General features: G+C 69.9%; 11 protein-coding genes. 9 read left to right on the plus strand and 2 right to left on the minus strand.

The features are described 5' to 3' along the window. Positions 1 to 4: 4 nt before the first annotated feature. The 6 genes from AB0F68_RS27880 (at position 5) to AB0F68_RS27905 (ending at position 11,744) form a co-directional block, all read left to right on the plus strand. Positions 5 to 1,132, plus strand: coding sequence for a low temperature requirement protein A (locus AB0F68_RS27880; RefSeq protein WP_357343520.1), 1,128 nt, complete (start codon positions 5 to 7; stop codon positions 1,130 to 1,132). A gap of 428 nt (positions 1,133 to 1,560) precedes the next feature. Next, the gene (locus tag AB0F68_RS27885) at positions 1,561 to 3,672 is read left to right on the plus strand and encodes a PQQ-dependent sugar dehydrogenase (protein WP_357343522.1); all 2,112 of its coding nucleotides are present in this window, start codon (positions 1,561 to 1,563) and stop codon (positions 3,670 to 3,672) included. Between the two features lie 19 nt (positions 3,673 to 3,691). Further along, positions 3,692 to 4,636, plus strand: coding sequence for a sugar phosphate isomerase/epimerase (locus AB0F68_RS27890; RefSeq protein ID WP_357343524.1), 945 nt, complete (start codon positions 3,692 to 3,694; stop codon positions 4,634 to 4,636). Positions 4,637 to 4,905: 269 nt separating this feature from the next. Continuing rightward, entirely contained in the window at positions 4,906 to 8,358 is a 3,453-nt protein-coding gene (locus AB0F68_RS27895; protein WP_357343526.1) for a ThuA domain-containing protein, read from the plus strand. A 139-nt stretch (positions 8,359 to 8,497) separates the two neighbouring features. Next, positions 8,498 to 9,688, plus strand: coding sequence for a sugar phosphate isomerase/epimerase (locus tag AB0F68_RS27900; RefSeq protein WP_357343528.1), 1,191 nt, complete (start codon positions 8,498 to 8,500; stop codon positions 9,686 to 9,688). Positions 9,689 to 10,256: 568 nt separating this feature from the next. Then, entirely contained in the window at positions 10,257 to 11,744 is a 1,488-nt protein-coding gene (locus AB0F68_RS27905) for a cytosine permease (protein ID WP_357343531.1), read from the plus strand. A 29-nt stretch (positions 11,745 to 11,773) separates the two neighbouring features. Here the strand turns inward: AB0F68_RS27905 and AB0F68_RS27910 are convergent, their stop codons facing one another. Both AB0F68_RS27910 and ggt read right to left on the minus strand, forming a co-directional pair. Then, on the minus strand, positions 11,774 to 12,361 hold the full coding sequence (locus AB0F68_RS27910; protein ID WP_357343533.1) for a dihydrofolate reductase family protein: 588 nt from the start codon (positions 12,359 to 12,361) through the stop codon (positions 11,774 to 11,776). Between the two features lie 192 nt (positions 12,362 to 12,553). Then, positions 12,554 to 14,356, minus strand: coding sequence for a gamma-glutamyltransferase (gene ggt, locus AB0F68_RS27915; RefSeq protein WP_357343535.1), 1,803 nt, complete (start codon positions 14,354 to 14,356; stop codon positions 12,554 to 12,556). A gap of 149 nt (positions 14,357 to 14,505) precedes the next feature. Here ggt and AB0F68_RS27920 point away from each other — a divergent pair, with 149 nt between their 5' ends. Genes AB0F68_RS27920 through AB0F68_RS27930 form a run of 3 tightly spaced genes read left to right on the plus strand, consistent with a single transcriptional unit; the run spans position 14,506 to position 15,875 of the window. Next, positions 14,506 to 14,901: a metalloregulator ArsR/SmtB family transcription factor gene (locus AB0F68_RS27920; RefSeq protein WP_357343537.1), complete on the plus strand. Its 396-nt coding sequence runs from the start codon at positions 14,506 to 14,508 to the stop codon at positions 14,899 to 14,901. After that, the gene (locus tag AB0F68_RS27925; RefSeq protein WP_357343539.1) at positions 14,891 to 15,316 is read left to right on the plus strand and encodes an SRPBCC domain-containing protein; all 426 of its coding nucleotides are present in this window, start codon (positions 14,891 to 14,893) and stop codon (positions 15,314 to 15,316) included. The genes AB0F68_RS27920 and AB0F68_RS27925 overlap by 11 nt, the downstream gene beginning before the upstream one ends. Next, complete coding sequence (locus tag AB0F68_RS27930; RefSeq protein ID WP_357343541.1) at positions 15,303 to 15,875, plus strand: TIGR03086 family metal-binding protein; 573 nt, start codon at positions 15,303 to 15,305, stop codon at positions 15,873 to 15,875. Before AB0F68_RS27925 ends, AB0F68_RS27930 begins: the two co-directional genes overlap by 14 nt. Positions 15,876 to 15,903: the final 28 nt, after the last annotated feature.

The raw sequence follows: 15,903 nt of genomic DNA on the forward strand, positions 1-15,903 counted from the left end.
GCCGGTGGCGCTGCTGGAGCTGTTCTTCGACCTGGCCTTCGTCTTCGCCCTCACCCAACTGTCCCGAGTGCTGGTCTCGAATCTGACCTGGTCGGGCGCCTACCAGACCTTCGTGCTGCTGCTCGCGCTGTGGTGGATCTGGACCGTCACGGCGTGGCTGACGAACCGGCTGGACCCCCGCCGTCCCGCGGTTCAGCTGGTCGTCCTGGGGACCATGATCGCCAGCCTCGTGATGGCAGCCGTGTTGACCGACGCCTTCGGCGAGCGTGGCCTCGTCTTCGCGAGCGTTTCCGCCGTACTTCACCTCGCGGTGCCGCTGTTCCTCACCGTCGCCCTGCCCGAGCCAGAACGGCGCACCGCATGGCGAATACTGGTCTGGTCCACCGGCACCGCTGCCCTCTGGTTCGCCGGCGGTCTCACCGGCGGCGCCATACGTGGCGTGTTGTGGACCCTCGCCGCGGCTCTCGACTACGCCGCATTCACGCTCCGATTTCCCACACCACGGCTCGGGCGGGTAACCGCACCCGAGTGGCCTGTCTCCGCCGAGCATCTGGCGGAGCGTCACCGCCAACTCTTCATCATCGCCCTCGGCGAGCTGATCCTCGTCACGGGCCTTACCTCCACCCGGACCGATTTCACCGCCGACCGAACCACCGCCTTCGCAGCGTCGATCCTCAGCACCGTGCTCTTCTGGAGGATCTACGTCCACCGCGCCGGAGAACTACTGGACGACGCCATCGCCGTCGCCGCTGATCCCGTGCGGCTGACCCGTCCCATGGCACTCGCCCACCTGACGATGGTGGCCGGTGTCGTCGTCACCGCCGTCGGCGACGAACTCGTGATCACCCACCCGGTCGGCCACGGCCACCCGACGTGGGTCGTCGTCCTCCTCGGCGGGCCCGCGCTGTTCGTAGCGGGACGGGCCCTCCTGGAGCACACAGTCTTCGGCCGTGTCTCGCCGGACCGACCGATCGCCCTGCTCACGCTGCTCGTGCTGTCAGCACCGCTGCTGTTCGCCCCACCACTGCTGGCCACCGTCGCGGTCGCCGCAGTCCTCGCCGCCATCGTCCTCATCGACACGAGGCGCGCACACAGGTCCCCACTCAGACCGGCCACCCCACGGGACACGTAGCCACGCTGACGCGGTCCGGGCGGCGGTCATCCGCCTCGACGGCACGTCCGCGCCGGTTGCGTCTCGGGGAGCAGGCATTGCGAAGCACCACTTTCGTCCATGTCGGAGGAAAGTTCGGTCGAACGCGATGAAAGCTATAGACACATGGCCATGTCTTTTGTAGCGTCGGCCACATCGATGGTGTTTCGTCGCGGTTAACCGCCACGTTGGCGGCCCTGCTGCCGGCCGACACCCGACCGTCACCTGTCCCCTACCACGTCCTCCGCCCGTCCCCGACCACGCAGCCGCAGGCCGCCAGCACTACCCGGCGCCGCGGTGGCGGCGTGCGCAGGGCACGGGCGGCTCAGCCATGCCCGCACACAGGTCCAGCAGGGAGTAGTTGACCCCTCGACCTGCCCCGGTCCGGTCCCGAGCACAAGGAGAGGCAGATGAAGAGACGACTCGCGCTCGCCATAGCGGGTTTGACGACCACGGCACTCGTCGCCACCCCCACCGTCGCGACAGCCGCGCCCGACGCGGCCAGCCCACCGCCGGACAGCGACTTCCAGAAGGTGACCCTCAACGACCACCCGGGCGAGCCGATGGACCTCGCGGTGCTGCCCGACAACCGGGTGCTGCACGTGACCCGCGCCGGGGAGGTCTGGCTGCACGACTCCGCAACCGGCCGCAACACGATCGCCGCGACCCTGGACGTCTACCGGCACGATGAGGAGGGCCTGCAGAACGTCGCGATCGATCCGAACTTCGGCAGAGCCGGCAACAACTGGGTCTACCTGTACTACTCCCCGCCGATGAACACCCCGGTCGACGACCCGTCGACCCCGGACGTCAACGAGGGCGACGCGCCGGCCTGGGGCACCGCCGCGGACTTCGCGAAGTTCAAGGGCGCCATCCGGCTCTCCCGGTTCCGGCTGGTCAAGGACAAGCTGGACCTGTCCACCGAGCAGCAGATTCTCGACGTACCGGTCGACCGGGGCATCTGCTGCCACGTCGGCGGCGACATCGGCTTCGACGCCAAGGGCAACCTGTACCTGTCCACCGGGGACGACACCAACCCGTTCGAGTCCGGCGGCTACGCGCCGCTGGACGAGCGCCCGGGCCGGAACCCGGCGTACGACGCGCAGCGCACCGCGGCCAACACCAACGACCTGCGCGGCAAGATCCTGCGCATCACGGTCGGCCAGAACGGCGGGTACAGCATCCCGGACGGCAACCTCTTCCCGGAGGGCACGGCCGGCACCCGTCCCGAAATCTACCTGATGGGCCTGCGCAACCCGTTCCGGATCGAGCTGAACCGCGAGACCGGCGACCTGTACGTCGGCGACTACTCGCCGGACGCCGGCGCGCCGGACCCGCTGCGCGGGCCGGCCGGGCACGGCAAGTGGCTCGCCGCGCGCAAGGCCGGCAACTACGGCTGGCCCTACTGCGCCACCCCGCAGCTGCCGTACGTGGACTACGACTTCGCCACCGGCCGGTCCGGGGCGCCGTTCAACTGCGCCGCGCCGGTCAACGAGTCACCGCACAACACGGGGCTACGGAACCTGCCCCCGGTGCAGCAGCCGCAGGTCTGGTACAACTACGGCCCGTCGGCGCAGTTCCCGGAGCTGGGCACCGGCGGCATCGGCCCGATGGCCGGGCCGGCGTACCAGTTCGCCCGACCGACGACGCAGGGGCGCGCCCCGGTCGCGTGGCCGGCGTACTACGACGGCATGCCGCTGTTCCACGAGTGGACCCGGGACTACGTGAAGGGCTTCCGGCTGAACTCCGGCGGCGCGCTGACCGGTATCGAGCCGGTGCTCCCCTCGGTCACCTTCGACAACCCGATGGACCTGGAGTTCGGCCCGGACGGCGCGCTCTACGTGCTCGAGTACGGCGACGGCTACTTCAGCGAGAACCCGGACGCGCAGCTCGCCCGGATCGACTACACCGGCTGGACGGGCAACCACACCCCGGTCCCCCAGGCCTCGGCCACGCCCACGAACGGCGTCGCCCCGCTGACCGTCACGTTCTCCAGCGAGGGCACCACCGACTACGACGGCGACCGGCTGAAGTACGCGTGGGACTTCGACAACGACGGCAAGGTCGACTCGCGCGAGTCGAACCCGACGTTCACGTACCGGGAGAACGGCCTCTACAACGCCACGCTCAACGTCAGCGACCCCGGCGGTCTCTCGGCGTCCGCCTCGGTCCGGATCGTGGTCGGCAACGCCGCGCCCGTGGTGGAGCTGGTCAAGCCGGCCGACGGTCAGCCGTTCGCCTTCGGCGACACGGTGCAGTTCGAGGTACGGGTGAGGGACGACCAGCCCGTGGACTGCTCCCGCGTCAGCGTCACCTACGTCCTCGGCCACGACCAGCACGGACACCCGCAGACCACTGCCAACGGCTGTACCGGCTCGATCCAGACGACGGTGCCGTCCGGCCACGACCCGGAGAACGACAACCTCACCGCGGTGTTCGTCGCGTCCTACACCGACCCCGGCGGTGACGGCCTGCCCTCCCTGACCGGCACCGACCAGGTCGTCCTGGTCCCCACCGCATAGCACGTGAGAAGGAGGAACCATGTGTTACGGATACGACGGGATGGCCGCGCTGCGGCGCTCCGTTGACCGGCGCAGCCTGCTGCGCGGCTCCCTGGCCACCCTCGCCGGCCTCGGGCTCGCGGCGTCCGGCGTCGGCGCGACGGCCGCGTCGGCCACCACCCACCGCACCGGGCGGCACCACGTACCCCCAGGCATGATCAGCATGCAGCTCTGGACGGTGCGCGACGCCCTCTGGGGTTCGCCCGGCTACGACGCCACCCTCAGCCACCTCGCGCGGATAGGGTATCCGCGCGTGGAGCTGGCGCTCGGCTACTTCGGCCGGACCGCCGCCCAGCTGCGCCAGTTCCTCGACGGCATCGGCATCGAGGCAAGCTCCAGCCACGACGGGATCAGCGGCAGCGCGGCCGAGCTGGAGCAGAAGATCCAGAACGCGGTCACCCTGGGCCAGCAGTTCATCGTGGTGCCGTACCTGTACTCCGAGAGCGCGGACGACTGGAAGCGCTGGGCGGAGCAGATGAACACCGAGGCCGCCGCCGCGCGGGCGGCCGGCCTGCGCTACGGCTACCACAACCACGCCCACGAGTTCACCATCGACCTCGGCGGTGGCAAGCGGCCCTGGGACGTGCTGACCGCGGAACTCGATCCCCGGCTCGTGCACCTGGAGGTCGACCTCTACTGGGCGGTCACCGGCGGCATCAACTCCGGTGACGGCGTCGCGGATCCCGAGGGCTTCACCCTGGACGTCATCCGCTCCGCGCCGCAGCGCGTCCTGCAGTACCACGTCAAGGACCGGGACGCCTCCACCGGCGACATGGCCGACCTGGGCACCGGGACGATCGACTTCGCCCGGATCTTCCGGGAGCACTCCGTGCTGGAGTACATCGTCGAGAACGACACCCCCGACGTGACGCCGCAGCAGACGGCCGAAGTCGGCTACCGCTACCTGCGCAAGCTGCGGTTCTGAGGAACCGCCGGGAGGAGTGCTGACGGACACCAGGACCGGCCGGAATTGCCGGCTCTGGTGTCCGGCCACCATTTTGTTGTCGACATTCAACTGACCACCGATAACCACTCCCCTCCGCCCGAGGGAGTGGTTATCGGCGTGCCATGAAACCGCCGCAGTGGCCGAAATGCGGACGCCGCCGCAATATTGACCCGCCGAAATGGATCTCGTAGGGTTCAGGAAACGTGGAAAGCGCTTTCTTACCACCGTCCCCACCAAGGAGCGCGTGTATGAGACGCCAACGCACGCTACTGTTCGCCCTGCTCGCGGCCATCACACTCCTGTTGCCGAGCACGGCAGCGGCCGCCACCGAATCCGCGACCGACGCCAATTTCCGGGTGCTGGTCTTCTCCAAGGTCACGAACTTCTACCACGACTCCATTCCGGCCGGCGTCACCGCCATCCGGCAACTCGGCGAACAACAGGGGTTCGAAGTCGAGGCGACCACCGACGCGGGCGCGTTCACCGATGCCAACCTCGCCCGCTTCGACGCCCTCGTGTTCAACAACACCAATTCCACCCCGGCGTCCGGCGACCTCCTCGACGCCGACCAGCGGGCCGCGCTCCAGAAGTTCATCCGTAACGGTGGTGGCTGGGTCGGCCTGCACGCCGCGTCGGCGAGCGAGCGGGACTGGTCGTGGTACGAGGGACTGGTCGGGACCATCTTCGACCAGCACGCGGACTACTCCGTCACGGGCGGCACCTTCCCGGGCCGGATCAAGGTCCTCGACCACGCCCACCCGTCCACCAAGGACCTGCCGGAGCTCTGGGAGCGCAGCGAGGAGTGGTACAACTGGCGGGCCAACCCCACCGGCAAGGTCCACACCCTCGCCCAGATCAAGGTGCGCGACGGCATTCCCGGGCTGAACGAGGGGGTCGACCACCCGTACTCGTGGTGCCAGAACTACGACGGCGGCCGGTCCTGGTTCACCGCCGGCGGGCACAGCGCCTCGTCGTTCCAGGAGCCGGCCTTCCTCCAGCACCTGCTCGGTGGCATCAGGTGGGCCGCGGGCGCCGCTCCCGGTGACTGCGGCGCCACCAGGACGAACAACTTCGAGCGGGTCCCGCTGGTCAACCAGGATCTCTCCGACCCGTTCGAGCTGGCCGTGGCGCCGGACCGCCGGGTCTTCTACATCGAGCGCACCGGCGCGCTGAAGGTCGTCGACCAGGAGACCCTCACGGTCACCACGCTGCTGGACTTCGCGTACACGCCGGAGCAGACCAGTCAGTCCGACGGCCTGCTCGGCATGACGCTGGATCGGCACTTCGCCCAGAACAACTGGCTCTATCTGCTCTGGTCCGACCGGGTGGAGAAGCAGCTGAACCTGTCGCGGTTCACCGTCGACGGCGACACCGTCAGCCCTGACTCGGAGAAGCGCCTGCTCACCATCCCCACCTGGCGCGGTGAGGCCCGGGCCAACTCGCACATGGGCGGCTCGGTGACGATGGACCAGCAGGGCAACCTGTACGCGGCCATCGGTGACAACACCGACCCGTTCGAGTCCAGCGGCTTCAACCCGATCGACGAGCGGGCCGGCCGCCGCGCGTACGACGCGCAGGGCACCGCCGGCAACACCAACGACCTGCGGGGCAAGATCCTGCGGATCAAGCCCCTGCCCAACGGCGGGTACGCCGTCCCGGACGGCAACCTGTTCGCCCCGGGCACGCCCAGGACCAGACCCGAGATCTACGCCATGGGCATGCGGAACCCGTTCCGCATCACGGTCGACTCCAAGACCAGCGCGCTGCTCGTCGCCGACTACGGCCCCGACGCCCGGGCCGCCAACCCCAACCGTGGGCCGGAAGGGACCGTGGAGTTCAACCGGATCACCAGCGCCGGCAACTACGGCTGGCCCTACTGCATCGGCAACAACATCCCGTTCAACGACTACGACTTCGCCACCTCGACCTCCGGACCGAAGTTCAACTGCGCCGCGCCGGTCAACGACTCCCCCAACAACACCGGCCTGACCAACCTCCCCGCGGCCAAGCCGGCGCTGGTCTGGTACGCCTACTCCGCCTCCCCTCAGTTCCCGGAGCTCGGCACGGGCGGCGGCGGCCCCATGAGCGGGCCGGTCTACGACTACGACCCGTCCAACCCGCGGCTCACCAAGTTCCCCCAGTACTTCGAGGGCAAGTGGATCGTCTACGAGCTGACCCGGCGGTGGTTCAAGACGCTGTCGATCCACGAGACGGCCCAGACCTTCAGCGATCCCCGCTTCGGCCCCACCAAGCCCGGTGACCTGCAGTCCATCAACGGGATCCTCGGCAACATGTCGTGGATCCAGCCGTTCGAGGCGGAGTTCGGGCCGGACGGCTCCCTCTACGTCATCGACTTCGGCGAGGGCAGCGGCAGCGGTCGGGGCGGCAGCAACGAGGGCGCGGGCATCTACCGCATCGACTACGTCGCCAACAGCCGACCCCCGGTGGCCAAGCTCAGCGTCGACAAGGACACCGGACCCGCGCCGCTGACCGTCGCCTTCTCCAGCGCCGGCTCCAGCGGGCCGGACGGCACCGCGATCACCTACGCCTGGGACTTCGACGGCAACGGCAGCGTCGACTCCACCGCCGCCAACCCCAGCCACACCTACGACACACCGGGCCGGTTCACCGCCCGGCTCACCGTCACCGCCACCAACGGGCAGACGGCCGTCGCCGTACAGGAGATAACCGCCGGCAACACACGGCCGACCGTGACCCTCAGCGTCCCCGACGGCGCCTTCTTCGACTTCGGTGACCGCATCCCCTACACGGTGACGGTCACCGACCCGGAGGAGAGCAGCATCGACTGCACCAAGGTGGTCGTACAGACCCAGCTCGGCCACGACTCACACGCCCACCCGCTGGACAACTACGTCGGATGCAGCGGGGTGGCCGTGACCGAGAGCAACGGCGGCGACGGGCACGGCCCGGGCCAGAACCTCTACACGCTGCTCTCCGCGCAATACACCGACGGCGGGGCGAACGGGGCGCCGGAGCTGGTCGGCTCGACCCGGGCGGAGCTGCAGACCAAGAGCAAGGAGGCCGAGCACTTCGACGGCCAGAGCGGCATCCAGGTGCTCGACCGTGCGACGGCCAGCGCCGGCAAGCGCGTCGGAGACATCGATCACGGCGAGTGGATCAACTTCGGCCCGGTCAACCTCCGGAACATCGACTCGGTCACCGTCGGGGTCGCCTCGGGCAGCAGCGGCGGCGACATCGAGTTCCGGGCCGACTCCCCCACCGGTCAGCTCCTCGGCCGGGCCACCATCGGCGGCACCGGCGGCTGGGACAACCTCGTCTCGCCCACCGTCGAGCTGACCGATCCGGGCCGCACGACCACCCTGCACCTGGTCTTCGTCAACCCGAACCAGACGGGTGGCACCCCCGACCTGATGGCGCTGGACTGGCTGCGCTTCAACGGCGCCGGGGTACGCGAACAGACCGAAGCCACGGTTTCGGCCTCGGCCACACCCACCACCGGCACCGCGCCGCTGGCGGTCGCGTTCACCGGGACCGCCTCGCCGGCGGCCGGACGCACCATCACCGATCACGCGTGGGACTTCGGCGACAACTCGACCGCCGTGCACGGAGCGTCGGCCAGTCACACGTACGCCCGCAAGGGCACCTACACGGCACGGCTGACCGTCACCGACAACCTCGGGGCGACCCTGTCCTCGACCGTGGTCGTGACGGTGAGCTGAGCCTCACGGGTGGCGGGGCGGCGCTCCGCCCCGCCACCACCGACCCGGCGCGGCCCCCGACAGCCTCCAGCAGCCGCCATCCGTGGCGCTGCCCCTCTGTGGCCTGACCACCTGCCCCTCCGACTTCCGGGAGACAACCATGAACTCCAGCTTCGCCCGCCCGTCCCACCATCGACCGCGAGCCCGTCACCTGCTCGCCGTGTCGCTCGCCGCGACACTCCTGCCGCTCACCGCGGCTCCGGCGTCGGCCGCCGAACCCGAGACGCCCGCCGCGGAACAGGTCACCGCCGACCTCTGCCCGTGGGGCTACACCACCTCGTCCACGGTCTTCTTCGGCCGTGCCGGCGCCGACTCGGGCGTACCCAACCGCGACCTCGGTGACGGATGCACAATCCTGGACGCCATCTGGGCGAAGGCCCCGTTCGCCGACCACGGCAGCTTCGTGAGCACCGTCAGCAGCCTGACCAACACGCTCCGCCAGGACGACGTCATCACACCCGAGGAGAGCGCGAGCATCGTACGAGCGGCGGCCGGCTCCGAGATCGGCACACCGCAGCCGGCATCGGGGACCCGCGCGCTACCCGACGACCGCATCGGCCTCGTCCTCTACACAGTCCGGGCCACCATGCCGACCGCACCCGAAGCCACCCTCGGCGCGCTCGCCGCCTGCGGCTACCGCAACGCCGAACCGTCGGGCGCGGTCAACAGTTTCTACGGCAAGACGGCCACCGCGCTCGCGCCCCTCGTGGCCGACGCCGGATTGGCCGTTCCCTCCATCGGGATCGGCCTCGGCGACCTCCAGAACAACCTCGACGGCGTCATCGCCAACGCCAAGGCGTTCGGCGCAAAGTACGTCCGCATCTCCGGATCGGGCTCGTGGACCCTCGCCGACTACTCCAAGGTGGCCGCGACCCTCAACACCGTCGGCGCCACGCTCAAGCAGGCCGGCATCACCGTCGCGTACCACAACCACGGCTTCGAGTTCACCGCCCAGAACGGCGTACGCGGCTACGACGTGCTGGTCCGCGAGACCGACCCGAACCTGGTGGCCATGGAGCTCGACCTGTACTGGGCGTCCAGCGTCGGCGCCGACCCGGTGGAGCTGATCAAGCAGTACCCGGGCCGGTTCTCGCTGTTCCACGTCAAGGACATGGCCGCGAACGGGTCCTTCGCCGACGTGGGCGAGGGCACCATCGACTTCGCCCGCATCTTCGCCTACAGAGAGATGAGCGGCGTCGACCTTTACCTGACCGAGAACGACAGCCCCCGCCCGGACGGCGTCTCGTCGGCCTGCGACAGCTACGCCAACCTCCGCGCCCTGCGCTACTGACGACTCCCACGGATTAGCCCGCTCCGGCCGACCCGGTGTGTCGGCCGGAGCGGGCGATCTTCTGTTTACCGAGATGTGGGGCTCTAATCCGGCCGGTTCTGCTGCTCGAAGTACTGGGCGCACTCAAACTGCTCGCGCACCTCCGCAACACCCCGCTCCAGGTAGTGCGGCGCCGACGCTGACGTGAACGCGGCGATCAACGTCAGGGACGCCGCCGAGGCAGCGACCCCACTCACCGGGCGGGCAGTCCGGGACAGGAGCCACTCGGCACCCTGTCGACCACCCACCCAGCGTCGGCGACGTACGGCGCTGGAAGCGGGAATCTCCCGCCTCTAGGCGGGAGGGGATGTCAATACCTGACTGAGAACGACAGCCCGCGTCCGGACGACGTCTCGTCGGCCTGCGACAGCTAACGCCAACCTCCGCGCCCTGCGCTACTGACATCTCCGAGGCACGGGACCTGACCCTTGTTCATCCAGGCCCGCCACCCGGACACTGGTCATCGCCCGTACCGTCCACAGCTCCTCGACCCGCCCGAGTCGCACCCGCCCACTGCGGAAGGAAAGCCATGACCGCAGAGGTCCACCCCACCAAGAGTCAAGGCCCGAAGCCCGGCGCTGGCGGGCCGGCCGGCCTGCCCGTCGAGCTCAACGGCATCAACGTGATCGCGGAGGAGGAACGCAGAGGCCGACCCCGCGACCTGTTCTGGCCATGGTGCGCCGCGAACATCGCCGTCCTGGGCATCAGCTACGGCTCATTCTTCCTCGGCTTCGGCGTCTCCTTCTGGCAGGCGACGTTCGCCGGGGTGCTCGGCACCGTCGTCTCGTTCCTGCTCGTGGGCTTCGTGTCGCTGGCCGGCAAGCGCGGCTCGGCGCCCACGATGATCCTCAGCCGGGCCCCGTTCGGCGTACGCGGCAACGCCTTGCCGACGGCCATCAGCTACGTCCTGCTCGTCGGCTGGGAGACCGTGCTCTGCGCCCTCGCCACGCTGGCCACGGCGACCGTCTTCGACCGGCTGGGCTGGGGCAGCGGCATCCTCACCAAGGTCGTCGCGTTCCTCGTCGTGGCCCTGATCGTCGTGCTCGCCGGGGTCCTCGGCTTCGACGCCATCATGCGCCTGCAAGGCATCATCACCATCGCCACCGCGGTTCTGACCGTCGGCTACGTCGCGCTGACCGCCGACCACGTCTCCTGGGCCGCGGTGTCGTCGGTGCCGAGCGGCTCCGTCGAGGCGTTCATCGGCACTCTCATCTTCGCGATGACCGGCTTCGGCCTCGGCTGGGTCAACTCCGGCGCCGACTACGCCCGCTACCTGCCGCGCGGCGCGTCGAGCCGAGGCGTCGTCGGCTGGACCACGTTCGGTGCGAGCGTGGCGCCCGTGGTCCTGGTGGTCGACGGCCTGCTGCTCGCCGCCTCCGACCAGCAGCTCAGCAGCGCGATCGCCGCCGACCCCATCGGCGCCCTGACGGCGCTCGTCCCTACCTGGTACCTCGTGCCGTTCGCGATCGTCGCCATCCTCGGCCTCATCGGCGGCGCGGTCCTGGACATCTACTCGTCGGGTCTGGCGCTGCTCACCCTCGGGCTGCGTGCGCCGAGGTGGGTGGCGGCGGGCATTGACGGCGTCCTGATGATCCTCGGCACCATCTACGTCGTCTGGATCGCCAGCAGCTTCATCGGTCCCTTCCAGGGCTTCCTCATCACCCTCGGCGTGCCGATCGCCGGCTGGTGCGGCGTGTTCCTCGCGGACCTCGCGCTGCGCAGGCAGGCGTACGCGGAGGCGGACCTCTACCGGCACGAAGGCCGATACGGCTCGATCGGCGCGGCGGCGGTCGGGCTCGTCGTCGCCGGCACCGCCGTCGGCTGGGGCCTGGTAACCAACAGCTTGGCCTCGTGGCTGTCCTGGCAGGGCTACCTGCTCTCGGCAACGGGCCTCGGCGGAAGGACCGGAGGCTGGGCGTACGCGAACCTCGGGGTGGCGGTTTCCTTCGCCATCGGCTTCCTCGGCTACCTGCTGCTCGGTCGGCGCCGCGTCCGCGACCAGGAACGCACCGCCTGATCCGGCATTGGCTCCGCTGCCTGCCACACCTATGACAGGCAGCCGGGGCCTCGTGCGACCCGGAAGCGTAGGTGGGTCACGTTTCCAGTGACCGGCTTTCCTTCCGCGATCAGCTCGGCCTGCTCGCCGGCGAACAGTGGCGTTCCCTCACCCAGCAGGAGCGGAATCAGGTGGATGCGTACCTCGTCGAGCAGATTCGCCCTGAGCAACTGGCGGGCGACATCGGCCCCGAGCACCAGGACGTCCTTGTGTCCAGCGGCCTGCTTGGCGCGCCGCACCGCGGCCTGCATCCCGTCGAAGGCAAACGTTCCGCCGTTGTTGCCGAGCAGGTCCTGCCTCGCCCGGTGGGTCACCACGAAGCTGGGGACGCCGGGCCATGGCGTACCGCCCCACGGTCCGAGGCCGAGATCGAAGGTGCGTCGCCCGATGACCGTCGCTCCGACGGCCGCGTCCACTTCTCGGCGCACCGCGGCGTCGATCTCGCCCTCGGGCCCTTGCTCGGCCATCCATGCGTGTAGGCGTTCGCCGCCATCCCCCATCGGCTCTGCCTCGCAGACGTTCGGCCCAGCCGTGAAACCGTCCAGGGACATCGACACGTCCAGCACGACCTTGCCCATCGCTGACCTCCGCCACACTGTCGGCACCACCGTCCGGCGCCGTCAGGAGATAGTCGGAGCCGACCCGGCAGTCCCGACATCGGCTCTCGAGAATGGGGTGCGGCGTTCGTTTCGCAGCCGGCCGGCCCTTTGCGGCGAGGAGCACGGCGACGGCTCAGGCTGGGCCGGAGCCGTCGCCGCGGTCCCCCGTCGTCAGTCGCGCGCCCAACGGCCGACGACGGCCGCCGCGCCGCCGCCCCGGCGTACGGGCTCGGCCGCGGCGAGCAGCCGGCCGTCCGCCAGGAACTCGATACCGGTCGCCGCACCGATCTCCGCTGTGGGCGAGAACGCGTGGCCCGGCGGGAGGCCGGTGGCGTACCCGGTGATGAAGGCCGGCTCCGCCTGGGTGCTGGCGCCGTTGCGCTGCGACGCCCGCGGCGCGGCGAGGGCCTGCGGCAGCGTCATACCCCGGTCGATCCGGTTGACCAGCATCTGCAGGACGGTGGTGATGATCGTCGCGCCGCCGGGCGAGCCGACAGCCAGGAACGGCCGGCCGTCGGCGAGCACGATCGTGGGTGACATTGAGCTGCGCGGGCGCTTGCCCGGCCCCGGGAGGTTCGGGTCGGTTGCGGCGCCCTGGGTCGGCGCGAAGTTGAAGTCGGTCAGCTCGTTGTTGAGCAGGAATCCCCGGCCGGGCACGACCATGCCGTTGCCGCCGGTCGCCTCGATGGTCAGCGTGTATTCAACAACGTTGCCCCACCGGTCGGCCACGGTCAGGTTGGTGGTGCCGGTGCGGTCGTCGCGGACGTCGGCGACCGCCGCGGCCGAGCAGCCGCCGTAGGTGCCGTCGGGGACGCCGGGCGCGACCGGCTTGGGCAGCGCCGCCGACGGGTCGATCAGGCAGGACCGCTCCTTGGCGTACGCGTCGCTGAGCAGCTCACGGAGCACGTTCTGCTGAGTGTGGTCGCCGACGTACCGGTTGCGGTCGGCGAACGACAGCGCGCTGGCCTCCAGGTAGTGGTGCATCGCCTGGGTCGCGGTCATGGACCGCAGGTCGAACTGCTCGAGGATGTTGAGCGCCTCCCCCACGGCGGTGCCACCGCTGGACGGGGTGGGCATGCCGTACACCTCGAGGCCGCGGTAGTCCGACCGAGTCGGCTCGGGGAAGCGGGTGCGGTATGCGGCCAGGTCGGCGGCGGTCATGCCGGCCGGGCGGATCGGGTACGGCCACGAGCCGACCGGCTGCGCCGCCAATGGCGGGTGCTGCACGGTCGCGACCACATCGCGACCGACCTCGCCGCGGTAGAAGACGTCCGTGCCCCGCTTGGCAATCAGCCGGTACGTCCCGGCGAGGTCCGGGTTGCGGAAGGTGCTGCCGACCGCCGGCGGCTGCCCGCCGGGCAGGTACAGCGCGCTGGTCGAGCTGAACTGGCCGAACGCCGCCTGGTTCCCGGCGATCTGACCGGCGAAGGTCTCGTCGACGGGGAAGCCGTCCTCGGCGACCCGCGCGGCGGGCGTGAGTAGCTGCGCGAGCGACCGGGTGCCCCAGCGGTCCAGCGCGTCCTGCCAGGTGAGCAGGGTGCCCGGGACACCGACCGACAGCCCGCTGATCCGGGCCTCGTCGAACCGGTACGGCCCTCCGGTGGCCGGGTCGATGAAGGTGGTCTCGCTCATCGAGGCTGGTCCGGCCTCGCGGCCGTCGATGGTGTGCACCCGCCGGCTCTTCGCGTCGTAGAAGACGAAGAAACCCCCACCGCCGACGCCGGCCGAGAAGGGTTCGGTGACGCCAAGGGTCGCCGCGGCGGCGACCGCCGCGTCGACCGCGTTGCCACCGCGCCGCAGGACGTCCAGGCCGACGGCCGTGGCGGTGGCGTCCACGGTGGAGACCGCTCCCCCGTACCCGACGGCCACCGGCTCCTTCGGCGGCGCGGCCGGCTTCGCCTGGGCGGGAACGGCGGTCCCGGCCACGAGCGTGGCCAGGGCGATGGTCGCGGTGACGAGGGCCCGAGGTCTCATCTGGCCTCCCAGATCGACATAGGTGAACCTACTGCCTACTCCACCGATGGAGGGCGGGCAACCCGAGGAGCACTTTCAACCACAGGGTTGACGGATGGTTCGTCTGCTGCCTACCGTCCTTTAAACCATCGGGTTGAAAGGGAGGGCGGATGACCACAGACACGCTGTCCCGGGCCTTCGCCGCCCTCGCGGATCCGACCCGGCGCGACATGGTGGCCCGGCTTTCGGAGGGCGACGCGACCGTAAGCCAGCTGGCCGAGCCGTACCGGATGACGCTGCAGGCGGTCTACAAGCACCTGCGGGTGCTCGAGGAGGCCGGGCTGGTCAGCCGACCGGGTGGACCGCAGCCCCGGCCGGTGCGCCTGGAGGTCCAGGCCTTCGACCTGATGGACACCTGGATCGAGCGCCACCGGAGCCGCGTCGAGCAGCGCTATCGCCGCCTTGACGCCGTTTTGGCGGAGTTGAAGGGAGACGACGATGGACAGAATCACGGAGACAGCAATCGAAGCCGATCCGAGGCTGCCGGTCATCCGGATGAGTCGTGACTTTGCGGCAACGCCCGAGCAGCTGTTCCGCGCCCACACCGATCCCGTGTTGTTCGCCCGGTGGGTGGGTCCCGACGCGATGGCCACCCGGATCGAGCACTGGGACGCGTCTACCGGCGGCAGCTGGCGGTACGTCTCGGTGCACGACGGCACGGAGTACTGGTTCCGCGGCTGCTTCCACGAGGTACGGCCGGACCGCATCGTGCAGACCTTCACGTTCGAGGGCGAGCCCGACGGAGTCGCGCTGGAGACGTTGTCGTTCGAGGACCTGGGCGACGGCCGTACGCGGCTGCGGACGCAGTCCCTGGTCGACAGCTTCGAAGGCCGCGACGCGTGGCTGCGCAGCGGCATGGAGGTCGGTGTCAACGAGGGTTACGCGAAGGTCGAGCGGATGATCATCGATGGCGCTGTCTGACCGCCCGGCCGAGCGGCACCGCCAGGTTGCCGGGCTGTTCACCGGCCGGGTCCGGGGCACCCGATCGTGGGACGTGCCATCCCCGGTCGCCGGCTGGACCGCCCGCGACGTGGTACGTCACCTGACCGAATGGTTCCCAGGATTTCTCGCCTCCGGCGCCGGCATCGAACTGCCCCAGGGGCCATCCCTGAACGAAGACCCGGTCGCCGCCTGGCAGATTCACTGCGATGCCGTGCAGGCGGTGCTGGACGATCCGGAGACAGCGCACCGACACCTCACCAACCCGCACATCGGCAGCCTGCCGCTGGCGTCCGCGATCGACCGGTTCTACACCACCGACGTGTTCATGCACACCTGGGATCTCTCCAGGGCCACCGGCCAGGACGACACGCTGGACCCGGAGTTCTGCGCTCTACTCCTCGGTGGGATGGAGCAGATGGAGGAGGTCATCCGCTCCTCCGGCCAGTACGGCCCGCGAGTGGCGGTGCCCGAGGACGCGGATGCCCAGACCAAACTGCTGGCTTTCATCGGCCGGGACCCGTTCTGGTCGAAGCCCTGAGCCGAACCCCGCCGTTGAGTGCCAGACT

It is taken from the genome of Micromonospora sp. NPDC023966, from assembly GCF_040639095.1.
Classification (GTDB): Bacteria; Actinomycetota; Actinomycetes; order Mycobacteriales; family Micromonosporaceae; genus Micromonospora.